This window comes from Streptomyces sp. NPDC017225 (assembly GCF_044331465.1).
GTDB lineage: Bacteria > Actinomycetota > Actinomycetes > Streptomycetales > Streptomycetaceae > Streptomyces.
Genome location: NZ_JBIRNE010000005.1, coordinates 360583 through 378717, shown reverse-complemented (window position 1 = coordinate 378717; position 18135 = coordinate 360583). Strand labels below are relative to the sequence as shown.

General features: G+C 71.0%; 16 protein-coding genes. 7 read left to right on the top strand and 9 right to left on the bottom strand.

All coding sequences use genetic code 11. The annotated features are described in order from the left end of the window. Positions 1 to 90: 90 nt before the first annotated feature. Positions 91 to 1737 (top strand): DUF5691 domain-containing protein, encoded by a 1647-nt coding sequence (locus ACH4NX_RS15215; RefSeq protein ID WP_351399667.1) that lies wholly within the window; start codon positions 91 to 93, stop codon positions 1735 to 1737. A gap of 261 nt (positions 1738 to 1998) precedes the next feature. Here the strand turns inward: ACH4NX_RS15215 and ACH4NX_RS15210 are convergent, their stop codons facing one another. Next, positions 1999 to 2415: a cobalamin B12-binding domain-containing protein gene (locus ACH4NX_RS15210; protein ID WP_003974171.1), complete on the bottom strand. Its 417-nt coding sequence runs from the start codon at positions 2413 to 2415 to the stop codon at positions 1999 to 2001. 504 nt (positions 2416 to 2919) lie between these two features. Here ACH4NX_RS15210 and ACH4NX_RS15205 point away from each other — a divergent pair. Both ACH4NX_RS15205 and ACH4NX_RS15200 read left to right on the top strand, forming a co-directional pair. Then, positions 2920 to 3888 (top strand): esterase/lipase family protein, encoded by a 969-nt coding sequence (locus tag ACH4NX_RS15205; RefSeq protein ID WP_398127121.1) that lies wholly within the window; start codon positions 2920 to 2922, stop codon positions 3886 to 3888. A 240-nt stretch (positions 3889 to 4128) separates the two neighbouring features. After that, a complete protein-coding gene (locus ACH4NX_RS15200) occupies positions 4129 to 5787 on the top strand; it encodes a M23 family metallopeptidase (RefSeq protein WP_398127120.1) in 1659 nt (552 codons plus the stop codon). A gap of 182 nt (positions 5788 to 5969) precedes the next feature. On the opposite strand, the gene pcrA is transcribed toward ACH4NX_RS15200, so the two are convergent. Continuing rightward, positions 5970 to 8456, bottom strand: coding sequence for a DNA helicase PcrA (gene pcrA / locus ACH4NX_RS15195; RefSeq protein ID WP_351399661.1), 2487 nt, complete (start codon positions 8454 to 8456; stop codon positions 5970 to 5972). A 503-nt stretch (positions 8457 to 8959) separates the two neighbouring features. Between pcrA and ACH4NX_RS15190 the strand changes: the two genes are divergently transcribed. Further along, a complete protein-coding gene (locus ACH4NX_RS15190; protein ID WP_351399659.1) occupies positions 8960 to 10183 on the top strand; it encodes an NlpC/P60 family protein in 1224 nt (407 codons plus the stop codon). A 27-nt stretch (positions 10184 to 10210) separates the two neighbouring features. Beyond that, positions 10211 to 11239 (top strand): tellurite resistance/C4-dicarboxylate transporter family protein, encoded by a 1029-nt coding sequence (locus ACH4NX_RS15185; RefSeq protein ID WP_351399657.1) that lies wholly within the window; start codon positions 10211 to 10213, stop codon positions 11237 to 11239. Here the strand turns inward: ACH4NX_RS15185 and ACH4NX_RS15180 are convergent. Continuing rightward, positions 11217 to 11570 (bottom strand): hypothetical protein, encoded by a 354-nt coding sequence (locus tag ACH4NX_RS15180; protein WP_345588511.1) that lies wholly within the window; start codon positions 11568 to 11570, stop codon positions 11217 to 11219. The two genes, ACH4NX_RS15185 and ACH4NX_RS15180, sit on opposite strands and share 23 nt — an antisense overlap. 268 nt (positions 11571 to 11838) lie before the next feature. On the opposite strand from ACH4NX_RS15180, the gene ACH4NX_RS15175 reads away from it, so the two are divergent. Then, complete coding sequence (locus ACH4NX_RS15175) at positions 11839 to 12897, top strand: NlpC/P60 family protein (RefSeq protein WP_398127119.1); 1059 nt, start codon at positions 11839 to 11841, stop codon at positions 12895 to 12897. Between the two features lie 26 nt (positions 12898 to 12923). Here ACH4NX_RS15175 and ACH4NX_RS15170 read toward each other — a convergent pair whose 3' ends face one another. The 3 genes from ACH4NX_RS15170 to ACH4NX_RS15160 form a co-directional block, all read right to left on the bottom strand. Beyond that, positions 12924 to 13316, bottom strand: a complete 393-nt coding sequence (locus ACH4NX_RS15170) for a hypothetical protein (protein WP_351399653.1) — start codon at positions 13314 to 13316, stop codon at positions 12924 to 12926. Between the two features lie 450 nt (positions 13317 to 13766). Next, complete coding sequence (locus ACH4NX_RS15165) at positions 13767 to 14015, bottom strand: DUF397 domain-containing protein (RefSeq protein WP_398127118.1); 249 nt, start codon at positions 14013 to 14015, stop codon at positions 13767 to 13769. After that, positions 14012 to 14830 carry a helix-turn-helix domain-containing protein gene (locus ACH4NX_RS15160; RefSeq protein ID WP_398127117.1) on the bottom strand — a complete coding sequence of 273 codons (819 nt, stop codon included), beginning with the start codon at positions 14828 to 14830 and terminating at the stop codon, positions 14012 to 14014. The genes ACH4NX_RS15165 and ACH4NX_RS15160 overlap by 4 nt, the downstream gene beginning before the upstream one ends. A 130-nt stretch (positions 14831 to 14960) precedes the next feature. Here ACH4NX_RS15160 and ACH4NX_RS15155 point away from each other — a divergent pair, with 130 nt between their 5' ends. Further along, a complete protein-coding gene (locus ACH4NX_RS15155) occupies positions 14961 to 15437 on the top strand; it encodes an ATP-binding protein (RefSeq protein ID WP_398127116.1) in 477 nt (158 codons plus the stop codon). Here the strand turns inward: ACH4NX_RS15155 and ACH4NX_RS15150 are convergent. The 3 genes from ACH4NX_RS15150 to ACH4NX_RS15140 all read right to left on the bottom strand — a co-directional run bounded on the left by ACH4NX_RS15150 (position 15394) and on the right by ACH4NX_RS15140 (position 18077). Then, positions 15394 to 15960, bottom strand: a complete 567-nt coding sequence (locus ACH4NX_RS15150) for an AAA family ATPase (RefSeq protein ID WP_351399646.1) — start codon at positions 15958 to 15960, stop codon at positions 15394 to 15396. The two genes, ACH4NX_RS15155 and ACH4NX_RS15150, sit on opposite strands and share 44 nt — an antisense overlap. 81 nt (positions 15961 to 16041) lie before the next feature. After that, positions 16042 to 16788: a response regulator transcription factor gene (locus ACH4NX_RS15145; RefSeq protein ID WP_351399644.1), complete on the bottom strand. Its 747-nt coding sequence runs from the start codon at positions 16786 to 16788 to the stop codon at positions 16042 to 16044. After that, positions 16785 to 18077: a PspC domain-containing protein gene (locus tag ACH4NX_RS15140; protein ID WP_351399642.1), complete on the bottom strand. Its 1293-nt coding sequence runs from the start codon at positions 18075 to 18077 to the stop codon at positions 16785 to 16787. The genes ACH4NX_RS15145 and ACH4NX_RS15140 overlap by 4 nt, the downstream gene beginning before the upstream one ends. Positions 18078 to 18135: the final 58 nt, after the last annotated feature.

The following is an 18135-nucleotide window of genomic DNA, read 5'->3' as shown; positions in this document are numbered from 1 at the left end:
GGCACCCGGCCGCACGGCACCCGATGACACGGAACCCGGCGGCACGAAGTCCGGCGGCACGCGAACGGATTGGCACCTGAGGGGGGCCTCATGACCACGACACCCGCTCCTGCGGACGCGCCCGTGCCGGGCGTCTGGGAGGAACTAGTCACCGCGGCACTGCTCGGCACGGACCGCCGCACTCCCCCGGGCTGCGAGCCCGGCCCGGGCGCTCCGGCGGCGCTGCTGGACGCGGCGGCGGCGGAGACGGTTCGCCGGCGTGCCGGACTGCGCCCCGCCCGCGCGGCCCGGCGTCCGGAGCCGGCTCCGGAGGATCCCCGTCCGCCGCTGCCGGACGCGGCGGCCCGACGCCTCACGATGCTGCTCACCGACCGTCCGGGCACGGGGGGAGGCGGCCGCAGGGGTACCGCGCCCGACTTGATGGAGCTGCTGCCCCAGTGGCTGGCGACGGCGAACGCCCGTGGTTACGCGGCACCGCCCCAGGCGCTGCCGGCCCTGCTGGACGCGGCACGAGGGCGTACGGACCTGCGTCCGGCGGCGCTGGCCTTCGCTGGGCCCCGGGCCCTGTGGCTGGCCCGGCTGAATCCGGACTGGCGGTTCGCCCTGCGCGCGACGCCGGGCGGAGGCACCGTACTGCCGGGACCCGATGCCACGGAGCGGGTACGCCGGCTCTGGGAGGAGGGCCTGTTCGCCGAGCGGGTCGCGCTGCTGGCGTCCCTGCGTGCCCGCGACTCCGCGGACGCGCGTGAGTTGCTCGCCTCCACCTGGGCGACGGAGCGGGCCGAGGACCGGCTGATGTTCCTCGACTCGCTGCGGACGGGACTGGAGCCGGCGGACGAACCGTTCCTGGAGCAGGCGCTGGCCGACCGCAGCCGCAACGTACGGGCGACGGCGGCGGAGCTGCTGTCCGCACTGCCCGGTTCGGCGCTCGCCGCGCGGATGGCGGCGCGGGCCGTGACGTACGTGTCCCTCGACCGCACCCCGGACCCGCCGGCGATCGCGGTCGAGGCGCCCCACGAGTGCGACGCGGGCATGGAACGGGACGGCGTCGTCGCCAAGCCGCCCTCGGGCCGGGGGGAGCGGTCGTGGTGGTTCGGCCAGTTGGTGGAGGCGGCCCCGCTCGGAGCCTGGTCGGCTCGGTTCGGCGGACGTACCCCCGAGGAGATCGTCGCTCTGCCGGTGGCGGACGACTGGCAGGGCGATCTGCACGCGGCGTGGTGCCGGGCCGCGGTACGGCAGCGGAACGGCGCATGGGCGAGGGCGCTGCTGGGGACACCCACGGCGCCCGAGGCCGGGGGGCCGGGCGCGGTGTCCCTGGCCGAACGGGCCAAACTGCTCGGCACCCTGGGCTCCGGCGAACGGGCCGAGTGGGTCGCCGGGTTCATCGCGACGCACGGTCTGTCGGAGGCGTTCCAGTTGCTCGGCATGTGCGGGGTGCCGTGGGCCCCCTCGCTCGGACGGGCGGTGGTCGACGCGCTCAACATCGCCCGTGACGCGGGAAGCTACCCGTGGAGTTTCAGCGGCGTCATGGGGCTGGCCGAACGCTGCCTCGACCCGTCGGAGGCGGGCCGGCTCGACGGCCTGCTGGCGATACCGGACGAACCGGAGGACGCGTCGCCGGGAGCCGGGGGGTACTGGGCGGAGGCGTTCCAGCGGCTCGTCACGACCCTGCGGTTGCGCGCGGCGATGGCCGGGGAACTGGGTCTGGTGACAGGGATGGAAGGTGCACGGCACTGACGCCAGGATGCGGGCCGCGCGGCCCGGCGCCCCCGAATGCGCGGCCCGGCGCCTCCGTACGCGCGGCCCCGGGCCCCGAATGCGCGGCCCGGCGCCCCGTGAGCGCCGCCCGCGCTCACGACCGCCCACGACGGCTCACCACCGTCCGCGACCGCCCACCACCGCCCGCGACCGCCTGCCTGCGACCGTCCGTGAGCGACCCGCCAACCCGCCCCAGGGCTGGGCGCCCCGCCGGCTTCCTGCGGGCGGGAGAAGGAGCCCTCAGGCCCCTGCGGGCTCGCGCACGTTCGCCCGTACCCAGTCCACGATCGAAGCCGTCGTCGCGCCGGGCGTGAAGATCTCCGCGACGCCCTTCTCCTTCAGCGGAGCGATGTCCGCCTCGGGGATGATCCCGCCGCCGAAGACCAGGATGTCCGCCGCGTCCCGCTCCCGGAGCAGTTCGATCACGGCGGCGAAGAGCGTGTTGTGCGCACCGGAGAGGATGGACAGGCCGATCGCGTCGGCGTCCTCCTGGATCGCGGTGTCCACGATCTGCTCGGGTGTCTGGTGGAGCCCGGTGTAGATGACCTCCATACCGGCGTCGCGCAGCGCTCGCGCGATCACCTTGGCCCCGCGATCGTGGCCGTCGAGCCCCGGCTTGGCCACCACCACGCGGATCGGACCGGCTGCCACACCCATCACTGCCTCCATGAAGCGACTACATCCATCCGTACCGACAAGTACCGCACAATTCGCCGACGCCACCCACAGGGGCGCAGCGCACACAAGCACAAGACGCACATCGTGCACGAAGGATGCGAAGCGCACACCCTCGCGACGCAAGCGCCCCGCACCGCACCGTCCGGTGAGGTGAACGAACGTTATCGCCAGCATCCCGCAAGCGGCAGTTTCGCGGTGGATACAGAGGGGGAAATCACACAGTGGGACACGTTCGCCACGCACCGTTCCAGGGCGCGGCGGCTACACGCGCACGGAGAGCCGCAGCGAAGGCAGGGCAGGACCGCAGCGGGCCTCGTCGCCGTTTCACGACACCACAGGGCCCCCAGGGCACCGTCGCCACTCACCGGCACGCCTGAACGGCCAAACCTCACAATCACCACCAATCACTGGTGTCACGGCTCTCCACGAGGGCACACGGGGGACAGAGGCGTCCCTGCGCGTGCCGCGACAGGAGGTCGGCCCATGAAGGTCGCCAAGGCAGCACTGCCCCTTCTCCCGCTCTTCCAGCGCCTACTGCCCGGCCTGCCGGGGCTGCCGGGGCTGCCAGGACTGCCGGGGCTGCCAGGACTGACGGAGCTGGCGGGTCTGCCGGGCCGGCTGACCGGGCTCTCCCTGACCCTCCTGAAGGCAAGCGCCCTGGAGGCCGCGATCCTCGCCGGTCACGTGCTCCTGTACCCCTCGGGGATCATCCAGGAGCGCCGCCCGGTCTGCGCCCTCCCGCTGACCGGCTCCCAGGAGCCGCAGCCCTCCCCACCCACCCCCAGGCTCCCGGCCCGCACCAGCCCCCCGGTCGTCCTGCTGCACGGCTTCATCGACAACCGCTCGGTCTTCCTGCTCCTGCGCCGCAGCCTGGCCCAGCACGGCAGGCACCAGATCGAGTCACTGAACTACTCCCCGCTGACCTGCGACATCCGCACCGCGGCCGAGCTGCTCGGCCGCCACGTGGAGGAGATCTGCGAGCGGACGGGCAGCGACCGGGTCGACATCGTCGGGCACAGCCTCGGCGGGCTGATCGCGCGGTACTACGTGCAGCGCCTCGCCGGGGACCTCCGCGTCCGGACACTCGTGACGCTCGGCACCCCGCACACCGGCACCCGCGTGATCCCCCTGGCGAACGCGCACCCGATCGTGCGCCAGATGCGCCCCGGTTCGGCGGTGCTCGAGGAGCTGACCCGGCCGTCGCCCGGCTGCCGTACGCGGTTCGTCAGCTTCTGGAGCGACCTGGACCGGGTGATGGACCCGCTGGAGACCGCCTGCCTCGACCATCCCGACCTGGCCGTGCAGAACGTGCGGGTGAGCGGCATCGGCCACCTCGCCCTGCCGGTGCATCCCGCCGTGGCCACCGGGATTCGCCAGGCGCTCGACACCGCGGAGGGGACTGAAGCGGGCTCGGAAGCCGGCAAGCGCGCCGGCGGTCTGACGGTCGCCTGAGTTCCGCTAAGACGCCGAAAACCCCGAGTCCGGTTCCGAAACTCGGCGGACGCAACCCATTCGCCATCGAACAAACATCGAACACAAAGCCAAACTCGTGCCCGCCGTCCCCCAAAACACGGCCGATTGCCCGTTTCCTTCACGCGTGAAACCTGACGAAGATTGTCGTGCCCGTATACCGCCGGGTACAGTCGCCGCACTGCTCTGGCAGCCCCTGTTGTCGAGGCGAAAGAGAAGTTGGTGAACGACCGTCACCCGCCGGGGACCACGCCCCCCCCGGCCTCGGCTTCCGATGCCGATCCGGCGCAGTACGCGTCGTACGGCACAGGGGAGGCCCAGTACGGCGACCTCACCACGTACGGCGCATACGACACCACCGGTTTCTCCACCGGCGACGCCACCACGCCGACCTTCGACGCGGACCCCCTCTTCGGCTGCCTGCCGGAGGGCCAGGACACCGGGACCGGGACCTACGACGCCACGGGCTCGTACGACACCACGGGTGCCTACGACGCCACGGGTACGTACGACACCACCCAGTGGTCCACCGGCAGCGGGCAGACCCCGAACTACGACGCGTACGCGGCCCAGCACCACGCCGCCTACGACACCGGCGCCTACGACACGACCACGTGGACGGCCGACTACCCGCAGTCCGCCTCCGTGCCGCCGCAGGCCACGAGCGCCGAGGCCACCGGGCAGTGGGACACCGGCGCATGGGCCCAGCCGGACCGGTCCGGCGAGCCGGCCGACGGTACCCAGCAGTGGGACTGGGGCACGCAGACCTTCGAAACCGGCACGCTCGCGACCAACACCTTCGCGACGGGCACCTTCGAAACCGGTACCTTCGCGACCGGCGCGTTCGACGCCGGCACCGTCGACACCGGCGCCTACGACGCCACGCAGTGGAACTCGGACGGCACCCCGGCGAAGACGCCGGAGGAGGCGCGGACGCCGCAGGACCTCACGCCGGACACACCCCCCCACGCCGAGGAAGCCGCCCCGCGCGACGACGACTTGGCCGCCACCGGCGAACTCCCCACCGTGACCGCTCTCCTGGAGGACCAGGAAGAGGTCGACCCCGCCGTCCGGATCCCCTCCGCACGCACCCCCTCGCGTGGCGGGTCGCGTTCCCGCCGCCGTCAGCCCGCCAAGCGCTCGGCGCTGCTGACCATCGCCGTGCCGTCGGCCTGCGTGATGAGCGTCGCCGGTATCGCCGCGGCCTCCGTGGGCAACCTGACCGGTGACGACGGCAAGGAGACCAGGGCGGCCGCGGCCGACGCCGCGGGCCCGGAAGCGGCGGGCGACGCGGAACCGACGCCGGTGAAGCCTTCCACCGCCAACAACAAGCTGGACACCCAGCTCACGAGCCTCGCCGCCGGGGCCGACGACTTCGCCGACCGCGCCAGCCGGACCCAGGAGCGCATCGACCTCAAGGCCCAGCAGGCGGCCGAGAAGAAGCGCGCGGCGCAGGAGGCGGCCCGCAAGGAGAGGCTGCGCCCCAAGTTCGTGCTCCCGGTCGCACAGCACGGCCTCAGCGCGTACTACGGCCAGGCCGGTATCAACTGGATGTCCGCGCACAGCGGGATCGACTTCCCCGTCTCGTACGGCACGACGGTGATGGCCGCGACCGACGGAACGGTCCGCACGCAGTACAACAGCGCGTACGGAAACATGATGATCGTGACCGCGAAGGACGGCACGGAGACGTGGTACTGCCACCTCTCCACCTACCAGGTCCCCTCCGGTACGACGGTGAAGGCCGGGGACGCGATCGCGTTCTCCGGCAACTCGGGCAACTCGACCGGTCCGCACCTGCACTTCGAGGTCCGGCCCTCGGGCGGTTCGGCGATCGACCCGCTCTCGTGGCTGCGCAGCCACGGCCTCAACCCGTCGTGATGCCCTGACGTCTCAGCGGGCCGGGCCCGGGCGCGAAGCCCGGCCGGCGTGCGAGCGCTCAAAGCACCCGCACCCCTCGCACCACCGGCACCCCTCGCACCACCGGCACCACGGGCACCACCCGCACTACCGGCACCACGGGCACCACCCGCACTACCGGCACCACCCGCACCACCCGTGGCTCAGAGCTTCTCCACCGGCGCGTACCGCAGCAGCAGCCGCTTCGGCTTCGTGTCCCCGAAGTCGATCGTCGCCTCGGCGTTCGACCCCGTGCCCTTGACCGCGACCACCGTGCCGAGCCCGAACTGGTCGTGCGTGACGCGGTCGCCGACCGCCACCGAGACCGTCGCCTGCTCGGCGGAGGCGGACCGGCGCGTGGCGAAGCCGGACGCGCCCGAGGCCGAGGAACGGGAACGGGACGACGACAGCGAGGCCGCCACGCCCGAGACCGGCGCGGAGGACGCGGGCCCGTTCGCCCCGGTCCGCTTCCACTCCAGATGGGGTGCCGGAATCTCCTCGAGGAAGCGGGAGGGCGGGTTGTACGACGGCTGCCCCCAGGCGCTGCGCAGCGTCGACCGGGTCAGGTACAGCCGTTCACGCGCGCGCGTGATGCCGACGTACGCCAGCCGCCGCTCCTCCTCCAGCTCCTTGGCCTGGCCGAGGGCGCGCATGTGCGGGAAGACGCCGTCCTCCATGCCGGTGAGGAAGACGACCGGGAACTCGAGGCCCTTGGCGGTGTGCAGGGTCATCAGGGTGACGACGCCGTCGCCGTCCTCCTCGTCCGGGATCTGGTCGGAGTCGGCGACCAGGGCGACTTTCTCCAGGAAGTCGGCCAGGGTCCCGGCCTCCTCGCTCTCGGCCCGCTCCTGCTCGAACTCCAGGGCGACGGCCGCGAGTTCCTGAAGGTTCTCGATGCGGGTCTCGTCCTGCGGGTCGGTGGAGGCCTGCAACTCGGCGAGGTAGCCCGTGCGTTCGAGGATCGCCTCCAGCACGGTGGCCGGTCCGGCACCGGACTCGACGATCGTACGGAGGTCCTCCATGAGCGTGTTGAACCGCTTGACGGCGTTCGCCGAGCGCGCGGCCATGCCGTACGCCTCGTCGACGCGCTTGAGAGCCTGCGGGAAGCTGATCTTCTCGCGCTGGGAGAGCGCGTCGATCATGGCCTCGGCGCGGTCGCCGATGCCGCGCTTGGGGACGTTGAGGATGCGGCGCAGCGGCACCGAGTCCTCGGGGTTGGCCAGCACCCGCAGGTAGGCCAGGACGTCCCGGACCTCCTTGCGCTCGTAGAAGCGGACGCCGCCGACGACCTTGTAGGGCAGGCCGACGCGGATGAAGACCTCTTCGAAGACACGGGACTGCGCGTTGGTCCGGTAGAAGACGGCGACGTCTCCGGCCTTCGCCTCGCCCGCGTCCGTGAGGCGGTCTATCTCGTCGGCGACGAACTGGGCCTCGTCGTGCTCGGTGTCGGCGACGTACCCGGTGATCTGCGAGCCTGCGCCCTGGTTGGTCCACAGGTTCTTGGGGCGGCGGGACTCGTTGCGCTCGATGACCGCGTTGGCGGCGGTGAGGATCGTCTGGGTGGAGCGGTAGTTCTGCTCCAGGAGGATCGTCGTCGCGTCCGGGTAGTCCTCCTCGAACTGGAGGATGTTGCGGATGGTGGCGCCGCGGAAGGCGTAGATCGACTGGTCGGCGTCGCCCACCACGCACAGCTCGGCGGGCGGGACCTCGGCCTCGGGCGGCACGTCGACGGGGTGCTCGGAGGTGCCGACGAGCTCGCGCACGAGGGAGTACTGGGCGTGGTTGGTGTCCTGGTACTCGTCGACCAGGACGTGCCGGAAGCGGCGGTGGTAGTGCTCGGCGACGTCCGGGAAGGCACGGAGCAGATTGACCGTCGTCATGATCAGGTCGTCGAAGTCGAGGGCGTTGGCCTCGCGCAGCCGCGACTGGTACATGGCGTAGGCCTGGGCGACGGTCTTCTCGAAGCCGTCGGCGGCCCGCGCGGCGAAGTCCTCCTCGTCGATCAGCTCGTTCTTGAGGTTGCTGATCTTCGCGCTGAAGGACTTGGGCGGGAAGCGCTTGGGATCCAGGTCCAGGTCGCGGCAGACGAGTGCCATCAGGCGCTTGGAGTCCGCGGCGTCGTAGATCGAGAACGACGACGTGAAGCCGAGCCTCTTCGACTCCCGGCGCAGGATGCGGACGCACGCGCTGTGGAAGGTCATCACCCACATCGCGTTCGCGCGCGGGCCGACGAGCTGCTCGACGCGCTCCTTCATCTCGCCCGCGGCCTTGTTGGTGAAGGTGATCGCGAGGATCTGGCCCGGGTGGACACTCCGCTCGGCCAGCAGGTGGGCGATGCGGTGGGTGAGCACGCGGGTCTTGCCGGAGCCGGCGCCGGCCACGATGAGCAGCGGGGAGCCGGAGTGCACCACTGCGGCGCGCTGGTTCTCGTTCAGCCCCTCCAGGAGCGCGGCGGCGTCCAGCGCGGGGCGCGGGGCGCCGTCGCGGTAGTGGGTGTCCCGGTCCGGCGGCGCGTCGAACTTCCCGCCGAACAGATCGTGCGGGACCGGCTCCGGTCCGTGATCGTCCTCGGGTGGCGGCGGGGGTTCCTCCTCGCGACCGCGGGGGGTCTGGAGGCTCGCCAGGAAGCTTTCGTCAAAGAGGCTGCTCATCGCTCTCCGAGTCTAGGGCGCCCCACCGACAACCCGCCGCCACCCCGGAAAATGCCCGGCTCGACGACTGCTTCAATCACTAATCCCATGACCGGCGCCCCGTTCCGGGCACACCCTGCCACCGGGAGCGACACGGAGAGTGACGCCCGCGAGGCCCACCGAAGACCCGCACCGAAGGTCACGAAAATGTATCGGGCATATCACCCGCCAACCTTCACAGCCGCCACACGAGTTGGCTACGGTGCGGGCAGGCCGCACGCCTCCCTCCGGCGAACCTCGCCGGGCCGCGCGGCCTCCGCCGAGTCCGGTGTGCCCGCACGGCGCCCGGAGCCGGGGACCCACCGACAGTCCTGGGGTGAATCGGCCCACCGCCCTCGACGGGGCGGACCGCCGTAGGGCAACCCTTCCGAGCAACACCGCCCGAACCCTCCCCCAGAGCCCGGAAGGCCTGGGGGGACCCCCACCGCCAACCCGGTAGGCGGAACGTGGAAGGAGTCGCCTCCTTGGCGTCGCACCGCAAGTCGCGTCCCACGGGTACGCGCGTCGCAGGCATACGGCCCCCCGTCCTCGCCACTGCCGCCCTCACCTCCGTCGCCCTGCTGTCCCAGACGGCCACCGCCGCGCCGACGGACGACGACAGGCCGAGCCTCGAAGAGGTCGAGAAGAAGGTCGACGACCTCTACCGCCAGGCCGGTTCGGCGACCGAGAAGTACAACGCGGCCAAGGAGAAGACCGCCAAGCAGCGCAAGCACGCCGACACCCTCCTCGACGACGTCGCCCAGCGCACCCAGAAGCTCAACGAGGCGCGCGAGGAGCTGGGGACCTTCGCCTCCGCCCAGTACCGCACGGGCGCCGCCGTCCCGGAGACCGCGACCTTCCTGCTCGCGGACTCGCCGCAGGACTACTTCGACCAGAACCAGCTGATGAGCCGGCTCACCGGCCGCCAGAAGAACGCGGTCGACGACTACGTCACACAGCAGTCCCAGACCATGGAGAAGCGCCGGGAGGCCACCCGGAGCCTCGAGACGCTCACCGAGTCGCAGAACGACCTGAAGACCGCCAAGAGCACCGTCCAGGAGAAGCTCGCCACCGCGCGCGAACTGCTGTCGACGCTGACCGCCGAGGAGAAGGCCCGGCTCGCGGCGATCGAGAAGGAGAAGCAGAAGGAGGCCGCCCGCAAGGCCGCGGAGCTGGCGAAGCGGCAGGCCGAGGAGCGGGAACGGCAGGAACGGGAACAGGCGGCCCAGCAGGAGGCCGCCCAGCAGGAGAGCGGTTCCGGTTCCGGTTCCGGTTCCACGGGTTCCTCCGGCGGCACCGGATCATCGGGTTCCACCGCACCGGACTCCTCCGCCCCGGACTCCTCGTACGGCACCAAGGCCGAGAAGGCGCTCGCCTTCGCCCGCGCCCAGATCGGGAAGCCGTACGTCTGGGGCGCCACGGGCCCCGGCTCGTACGACTGCTCGGGCCTCACCCAGGCCGCCTGGAAGGCCGCCGGGGTGACCCTGCCGCGCACGACCTACGACCAGGTCGAGACCGGCACGACGGTCCCGCTCTCCCAGGCGCAACCCGGTGACCTGGTCTTCTTCTACGACGACGTGACCCACGTCGGCCTCTACATCGGCGACGGCATGATGATCCACGCCCCGAAGCCGGGCGCGTACGTCCGCGAGGAGTCGGTCTTCTACGACGGCGAGTCGTCGATCCACAGCGTGGTGCGCCCGGCCTGACCCCCGCCGCTCTCTAGCATCGGGCGCATGTCATCCGGCACCTCTCCCACCTCCCCCTACCCGCTGCGCGCCTGGTGGGCGCAGCGCCCGCCGGCGGCCGGGGCCGCGGTGATGGCGACCGGCATCGTGTCGGTCGCCCTGCACCTGACGGGCCACGAGATCCTGTCCCGGATCGCCCTGGTCCTGGCCTGCGCCGCCTGGCTGACGCTGGCGGCGAACTTCGTCTACCTGCTGCTGGTCGAGCGCGCGCAGTGGCTGACACGGGCGGGGACGCCGGGGGCGCTCACCGCCGTCGCCGCCACCACCGTGCTCGGCACCCGCTTCTCCCTGCTCGACCGGCCGGTCCTGGCGGCGGCCCTGCTGGCCCTGGCGGCACTGCTGTGGCCGGTACTGCTGCTGCTGGTCGTACGGCACTGGGGGCGCAGGATGCCGGGCGCCGTGTTCCTGGGCTGCGTGGCCACGGAGGGCCTCGCCGTACTCGGCGCCACGCTGGCAGCGGCCACTTCGACGCCCTGGCTGGCGCACGCGTCCCTGGTGCCCTTCTGGCTGGGCATCGTGCTCTACCTGATCGCGCTGTTCCGCTTCGATCTGCGGCAGGTGGCCCGGGGCAGCGGCGACCACTGGGTCGCGGGCGGCGCGCTCGCCATCTCGGCGCTCGCCGGTGCCAAGCTGCTCGCGGCGGCCGGGACCGGCATGTACCTGTGGAACGACGACGACACCGCCGTCCTGCACGACGTGACCGTCTTCCTGCTCGCCCTCGACCTCGCCTGGTACGCGGCGCTCCTCGCCGCCGAGATCGCGTGGCCCCGGGTCCGCTACGACGTGCGCCGCTGGTCGACCGTCTTCCCTCTCGGCATGACGGCGGCGGCGACGCTGTCCGTCGCCGCCGTCATCGACGTACCGTGGCTGGAAGCCCCCGGTCAGGCACTGCTGTGGATCGCGGTGGCCGCGTGGCTGGTGGTCGCGGCCGGGGCGGTCGCCCAGGCCAGGGCGGGGCTGCGGTCCCCTGCCCCGGACATGGGCACGGCCGCCCTCAGGTCCACAGCACGGCGATGAAGATGTTCACCACCGTCAGCAGGCCCACCAGCCCGAACAGGGGCTTCTCCACCTTCTCGTCGTCGCGCTTCACATAGACCAGACCGAGGATCACGATCAGTACGGCGAGCTTCACGCCCATCTTCACGTTGTCGACGGACTGGTCGTCGGCCTGGTTGAGGCCGATCAGGATGACGCCGGTGACCAGCATCGTCAGCGCGCCGTGCAGCATCGCCGGAACGAAACGGGCCGTGCCCTGGCCCATCGCCTTCATCTGGGTCAGGAAGCCTCCGAGGAGCGACGCGATGCCGATGATGTGCAGACCGACGAAGATGTGGATGAGTACGTCCATGAGGCCGGAGCCTAATCAGGGCCCCGAACACCCTCCGACACCGGCCACCCCATAACACCTCACACCCACCAACTGCCCCCGTTCCGGCACAACGATCATCACTCAACGTGAAGACGACAGCCGCGAATCGGCCCCCTGCTCACATACGGTCGCCGGTCGATCCGGTACCGCCACTTCCGCGCATCCCGTCACCCGGCCGTTACCGGCGCGCCTAGCGTCCTCCCGCAGGCAACCGGAATCGAGCCGTACGGAAGGACGTGGATCGCAGGTGGGAACGCACCGCAGGCCGCGACAGCGCGCGATGGGCGGCGGGAGAGCCCGTACGGCGGTCACCATCACCCTCGCGGGGGCGGCCACCGTCACGGGCCTGGGCGGCGGGACGGGGCACGCCGACCCGAAGCCGACCGCGACGCAGGTCAAGGCCAAGGTGGACAAGCTCTACCGGGAGGCGGAGATCGCCACCGAGAAGTACAACGGCGCGAAGGAGAAGGCGGACGCCGCCGAGGAGCGCCTGGAGACACTGCGGGACGAGGCGGCCCGCAAAGAGGTCCGGCTGAGCTCGGCCCGCGAGGCGCTGGGCTCGGTCGCGGCGGCCCAGTACCGCAGCGGCGGCCTCGACCCGGCGCTGCAACTCGCACTCTCCGCCGACCCCGACGCGTATCTCGAAGGCGCCGCGTTCGTCGAGCGGGCGGGCAGCCGGCAGACGGCCGCCGTCGGCCGGGTACGCAAGGAACTTCGGGAGATCGAGCAGCTGCGCGGAGCCGCCCGTATCGAGGTGACCTCACTGACGTCCCGCCGGGCCGAACTGAAAAGCCACCGCGAGACCGTCACCGGCAAGCTGGAGACGGCCCGCCGCCTCCTGTCCCGGCTGACCGCCGAGGAACGCGCCGGCCTCGCCCACAGCACGAACGACCGCGCCGCACGCTCCTCGGGGGCCGACCGCGCCGCCCCGGCCGCCTCTTCTTCCAAGGCGCCCAACTCCCGTGCGGCGGCGGCCGTCGCCTACGCCCACCAGAAGATCGGCAGCCCCTACGTCTGGGGCGCGACCGGCCCCGACGCCTTCGACTGCTCGGGCCTCATCCAGGCCGCCTACCGCGCGGCCGGCGTCTCCCTGCCCCGCACGACCTACGCCCAGATCGACGCGGGCCGCCGCGTCCCACGGTCCGAACTGCGTCCGGGGGACCTGGTCTTCTTCTACTCGGGCATCAGCCACGTCGGCATCTACATCGGCGACGGTCGCATGATCCACGCCCCGAACCCCTCGGCCCCGGTCCGCGTCGCCCCACTCGACGTGATGCCGTTCGCGGGGGCTACGCGGGTGGTTTGAGCGGGCCGGACCGGCTGCCTCTCAGGTCAGGTCTTGGAGTTCATGGTGGCCATCTGAGCGTGCAGTTGGTTGCCCTTCACCTTCTGCACCCAGATCCGGACCTCGGTATCTTCCTTGATGTTTCCGGTCGCCCAGCCGGTGCAGTAAGGGGAGTCGTGCCCCTGTGTCGTGGCCACGCGGTCCATGGTTCCGTCCCGGTGGATGTCGAGCATGACCCGGATGCCCCAGCCGTCCGCCGTGTTGTCACATGCCTTGATCGCGTCCCCGGGGTTCCCGTCGGACGGGTCCGCCGACCACCAGCCGTGCCCCCCGTCGATGGTGATCGCCGTGGCAGCCCAGGCGGACCCCTGCATGCCGACCACGAGAGCCGCCGTACCGACCGCGGCAGCGGCCACCCGGGCCAGGTTTCGTGCCTTCATGATGTACCTCCCCATTGCGCTGCGGAACCTCGTCACGAAGCCCACCAGCGTGCTCTCGGACGTTACAAGAAGATGCACCGGAAGTTGATCTTTTCTGTCAGTTCCCTTCACAGCAGGTGAAGTTGCGTCACGTTAGGCATGGTTTCGGCCGGTGATCGTCCAACCGAGGCGAAGGCGTCAGGCCGCCAGACCTCACCCGGCCGGGAGATCCGAGCACAGCACCCGCGTCAGCGCGGACCGGCGAGCCTGCTACAGCGGCAGGGGCGCCGGCCGCTTCGGTCCGCAGCCACGGCTGCCTCCCGAGCGAGGGCGATGGCGCGGGACGGAGCGCCCGGAGTCATCTCGCCTTGACAAGCGGCCCGTTGCCGCCGAGAGGGTGGGTGGTGGGTCGAACCCGACCACCCATTCCTTACAAACGCCGCTCGACTCCCGAGCCTCGCCCCTCGGAGCTCAAGCGCCGGTGCGCGCGTACGCGACGAAGGCGGCCCAAGCCGCCCCCTCGACGGCGAGCCGAGGGCTCCGGGACCCGAGCTTCGAGTCCCGGACGTGGATGGTGTGGGGGCAGGGGGCGAATTCGACGCAGTTGCCGCCCTGGCCGTCGCTGTGGCTGGACTTGCGCCAGTCGAGGGCCACTTCGAGGCAGTTACTGCCTTCACTGTCGCTGTAGCTGGATTTGAACCACGCCACGCGGTCACTCACTGTCCCTCAGCCACCCCTCTGATGAACTCGGCAGACTCCTCGACGCTGAGAGCGTGCATGCGGATCATGTCATGCTTGCGTGATAGCTCACTGACCTTGCCAGGGTTGACGTATAGAGCACTCGTCCCCTGCCCCTCAGCAAAGGCATAGAGCTCATGCTCTTCCGTCTCCAGCAGGACAATCGGGCCGTTGAGTGCTACTCCCCCGCAGCGGCCGAACGGCAAGATCTGGATCGACACGTTGCGAAGCTGGCCGACCTGCAGCAGGTGTTGCAACTGCTGGCGCATGACCGGCTCTCCGCCTACACCGGTATGTAGCGCAGTTTCGTAGACAAGGAAGCCATACATCACGCCGAACTTGCGCCTCAGCGCATCGGCCCTGCGCAGCCTGGCCGCGACGCGTTCGTTCACTGTCTCGTCGTCAAGCGGCGGACAGCTCCCCCCGATCAACGCCTGCGCGTACTCCTTCGTCTGCAACAGCCCCGGAATGAGCAGCGGCTCATAGCAGGAGAAGCTGATCGCCTCGGCCTCGATGGCCATGAACTCCTGCGACCGCGCCGGGAACGGCTCCGGCTTCAGATACTCCTGCGCGGCAACCAGCTTCCCGCCCGCCCCGCACACCTGGTCCGCGATCTGCAACAGCCGCAGCGTGGGCCGACGTCGGCCGTTCTCCATGGACTTGACGTACTCGTAGTCGTACCCGGCCTCTTTGGCCAACGCATCGCGGCCGACACCCGCGTCCGTGCGCCACATCTTGATCTGGCTGCCGCAGTACCGCCACGCGATCGGTGGCTGGGAGTTCACCTCGGTCGACACGCGCACCTCCGCCGGGACCACGCGGTGTACAGGCACTCGCTGTACCCGCTCCGTCACTCGCGAGGCTACGCGCGAGCCGGGACGGTGATCCCGCCAACCGCCGAACATCGACGCAAGGGATGAACAGCGCATGCAGACCCCGTGGCCGCCACTGCCTACGACGACACCGAAGGACATCGAGTGGCGGCTACCGCGTCACGCGCGCAGCGTGGGCCGGGCACGCGCGCTGTTCCGTGATCAGGCGGCCTCCTGGGAGCTGCCGCAGGACATGACGGACACGGCGGAGCTTCTCCTGAGCGAGCTGATGACGAACGCGTACCGCCACGCCCGGGTCCCGGCCGGCCGCGAGATCCGGGCCCGCTGCCTGCTCACGGACGACCGCCTCCGCGTCACGGTGACGGACGCCGACGCCACACTCCCGACACCCGCCACGGCCTGCCCGGACGACGTGTCGGGCCGAGGCCTGGCGCTGGTGGTGGCTCTGGCGGACGACTGGGGCGCGGAGGGAAGGGACTGTGGCATCGGCAAGGAGGTGTGGTTCGAGATGTCACTCGTGCCTGCGGTCAGCGGGGAGGCGAGCCGACGTGTCTCAGGCGGAGCCGGGTGAAGGCGGTGGGGGTGGGGCGGTGCGGGAGGAAATCCCTGATCCGCTGCGCGCACTCACGCGGGCTCGCCGTGCCCGTGTCGCACTCCAGGTCGTAGTCGCCGTGGCTGTGCACACGCTCGTACTGGTGGGCGGCAAGGCCCGACGGGCGGTCACCCCGGGCAAGCTCGCGACGGGTCAACTCGTCGAGCGGGCAGTGCACCCCGACGAACAGTACGTCCTCGGCCGGCAACAACGTCAGACAGTCGAGCAGCCGCCACGGCTCACTGAGCACATGGTCGACCACGATGTCGTTGCCCGCTTCGGCCATGGCCGCGATCGAGCGGTGAAAGCCCATCCGGGTCCGCCGCAACGCGGCATCGAGCTCGTCGGCCCCGAGGTCCCGCTTGCTCCGCATCGCGTTGAAGGTGTCGACCGCCATGTGGAAGAAGACGCCGTCGTCCAGGACCGCCAGAAGCTCCCGAGCGATGCTCGACTTCCCCGAACTGGAGGTGCCGTTGAGGAAGATGATTCGCCCAGACGCCATGCACTCATGATCACATGCTGCTGGTGACGCGTCAGGGAGTCTGTGCGGACGCATCCCCCTTCGCCCGACCACCCCGCATGCTCACACCAGCCGCCGCGCAGTCGCCCACCGTGTCAGCTCGTGGCGGTTGGACAGCTGGAGCTTGCGCAGAACCGCCGAGACATGGGACTCGACCGTCTTGACCGAGATGTACAGCTGCTTGGCGATCTCCTTGTACGCGTAGCCACGGGCGATCAGGCGCAGCACCTCGCGCTCGCGCTGGGTGAGGCGGTCCATGTCCTCGTCGACCGGCGGGGCGTCGGTGGAGGCGAACGCGTCGAGGACGAAACCGGCCAGGCGCGGGGAGAAGACGGCATCGCCCTCCTGGACACGGAAAACGGAGTTGACCAGGTCCGTACCCGTGATCGTCTTGGTCACGTAGCCCCGGGCGCCGCCACGGATCACGCCGATCACGTCCTCCGCCGCGTCCGACACGGACAGGGCGAGGAAGCGGACGGGCTGCTCCGCGTCACTCATCAAGGGGGCGCAGCGGCGCAGGACCTCGACACCGCCGCCGCCCGGGAGGTGTACGTCGAGGAGGACCACCTCCGGCCGGGTCGCGGTGATGACCGTGACGGCCTGGTCGACGTCGGCGGCCTCGCCGACGACCTCGACGCCGGTCTCGGCGGTCTGGCCTATCTCGGCCTGGACGCCTGTGCGGAACATGCGGTGGTCGTCGACGAGCACCACGCGTACGTGACGCTCCGCCGCGCCGCCGTTCGCCGGCTGTGCGGGCTGGGCTGCCTCGCCCGCTCCCGTGTTTCCGTTCGCCTCGGTCGGGTCGCTCATGACGTCTTCTCCGCCCTCTCCATCTCCAGCTCGACCTCCGTGCCGCCGTCCGGCACCGCGCGCAGCCGCGCAGTGCCGCCGTTGCGTTCCATGCGGCCGATGATCGATTCTCTGACACCCATCCGGTCGGCGGGTATCGAGTCGAGGTCGAAGCCGGGGCCTCGGTCCCGGACGGACACGAAGACCGTCCTGCCCTCGACTTCGGCGAAGACCTGAACGGCGCCGCCCTCGCCACCGTACTTGGCGGCGTTCACCATCGCCTCGCGTCCGGCCTGCATCTGTGCCGCGATTCTGTCGTCGAGGGGGCAGTCGCCGACGACCACGACCTCGATGGGGACGCCGTGCTTGTCCTCCACCTCCGCGGCGTTGCGCTTCACTGCCTCGGCGAGGGTGGTGGGCTCGTCGTCCTCGTCCTTGCCGTTGCCCTCCGGCTTGTAGAGCCAGGCGCGCAGGTCGCGCTCCTGGGCCCGGGCGAGGCGGCGCACCTCGCCCGGGCTCTCCGCGTTGCGCTGGATCAGGGTCAGGGTGTGCAGCACCGAGTCGTGGACGTGGGCGGCGACCTCGGCCCGCTCCTGCGCCCGGATGCGCATCAGCCGCTCCTCCGAGAGGTCCTGCGTCATCCGCACCAGGTAGGGGCCGGCGAGGAGCGTTATCCCGACGAGGACGGCGAGGGCCGCCTGGAGGACGGAGCCGAGGTGGGCGGCGGACCCCTGCAAAACGAAGATGCCGGTGACACCGGCGGTCACCAGCAGGACGCCGGCCACGGAGCGCAGCAGGGTGACGGTGCGCCGGTGGCGGCCCACCTCGGCCCAGCGGGCCCGGCGGGCGTTGTCCGCCTGGCGCCAGACGAGGGCGACGCCCGCACCGACGAGCACCGTCGGCCAGAGGTAGGCCTTGGCTCCACCACCGAGGTCGACGTTCCCCACGAAGACCAGGGCGATGACGACCATGAGGAGCAGGGCGACGATCTGGCCCCTGTCGGGCTTGCGGGTGACGAGTCTGCGGCGGCCGTCCGGCGAGGTCTCGGAGGTGACGAGGGAGGGCGGCCGCTGGGCGTCGACGCCGCCGACGCCCAGCGGTACGAAGAACCAGAAGGCGGCGTACAGCAGCGCGCCGAGACCGTCGGCCATGAACAGGCCTACGAAGATGAACCGTACCCAGATGACGGGCAGCCCGAGGTGCCCGGCGAGCCCCCGCGCCACGCCACCGAGCCAGCGTCCGTCGCTGCTGCGGTAGAGCTTGCGCGGCGGCCACGGTTCGAGGAGTGGTGCTGCTGCGGCTTCCGGCATGACACTGATGGTCACACGGCCGTGGGAGCCGGAGCATCAGGGTCGGTCCCCGAGACTC

Coding starts and splice junctions, on each gene's coding strand:
- ACH4NX_RS15155 (WP_398127116.1), top strand. CDS start 14,961: ATGCAGACCCCGTGGCCGCCACTGCCTACGACGACACCGAAGGACATC.
- ACH4NX_RS15150 (WP_351399646.1), bottom strand. CDS start 15,960: ATGGCGTCTGGGCGAATCATCTTCCTCAACGGCACCTCCAGTTCGGGG.
- ACH4NX_RS15145 (WP_351399644.1), bottom strand. CDS start 16,788: ATGAGCGACCCGACCGAGGCGAACGGAAACACGGGAGCGGGCGAGGCA.
- ACH4NX_RS15180 (WP_345588511.1), bottom strand. CDS start 11,570: ATGGACGTACTCATCCACATCTTCGTCGGTCTGCACATCATCGGCATC.
- ACH4NX_RS15205 (WP_398127121.1), top strand. CDS start 2,920: ATGAAGGTCGCCAAGGCAGCACTGCCCCTTCTCCCGCTCTTCCAGCGC.
- ACH4NX_RS15185 (WP_351399657.1), top strand. CDS start 10,211: ATGTCATCCGGCACCTCTCCCACCTCCCCCTACCCGCTGCGCGCCTGG.
- ACH4NX_RS15215 (WP_351399667.1), top strand. CDS start 91: ATGACCACGACACCCGCTCCTGCGGACGCGCCCGTGCCGGGCGTCTGG.
- ACH4NX_RS15140 (WP_351399642.1), bottom strand. CDS start 18,077: ATGCCGGAAGCCGCAGCAGCACCACTCCTCGAACCGTGGCCGCCGCGC.
- ACH4NX_RS15170 (WP_351399653.1), bottom strand. CDS start 13,316: ATGAAGGCACGAAACCTGGCCCGGGTGGCCGCTGCCGCGGTCGGTACG.
- ACH4NX_RS15210 (WP_003974171.1), bottom strand. CDS start 2,415: ATGGGTGTGGCAGCCGGTCCGATCCGCGTGGTGGTGGCCAAGCCGGGG.
- pcrA (WP_351399661.1), bottom strand. CDS start 8,456: ATGAGCAGCCTCTTTGACGAAAGCTTCCTGGCGAGCCTCCAGACCCCC.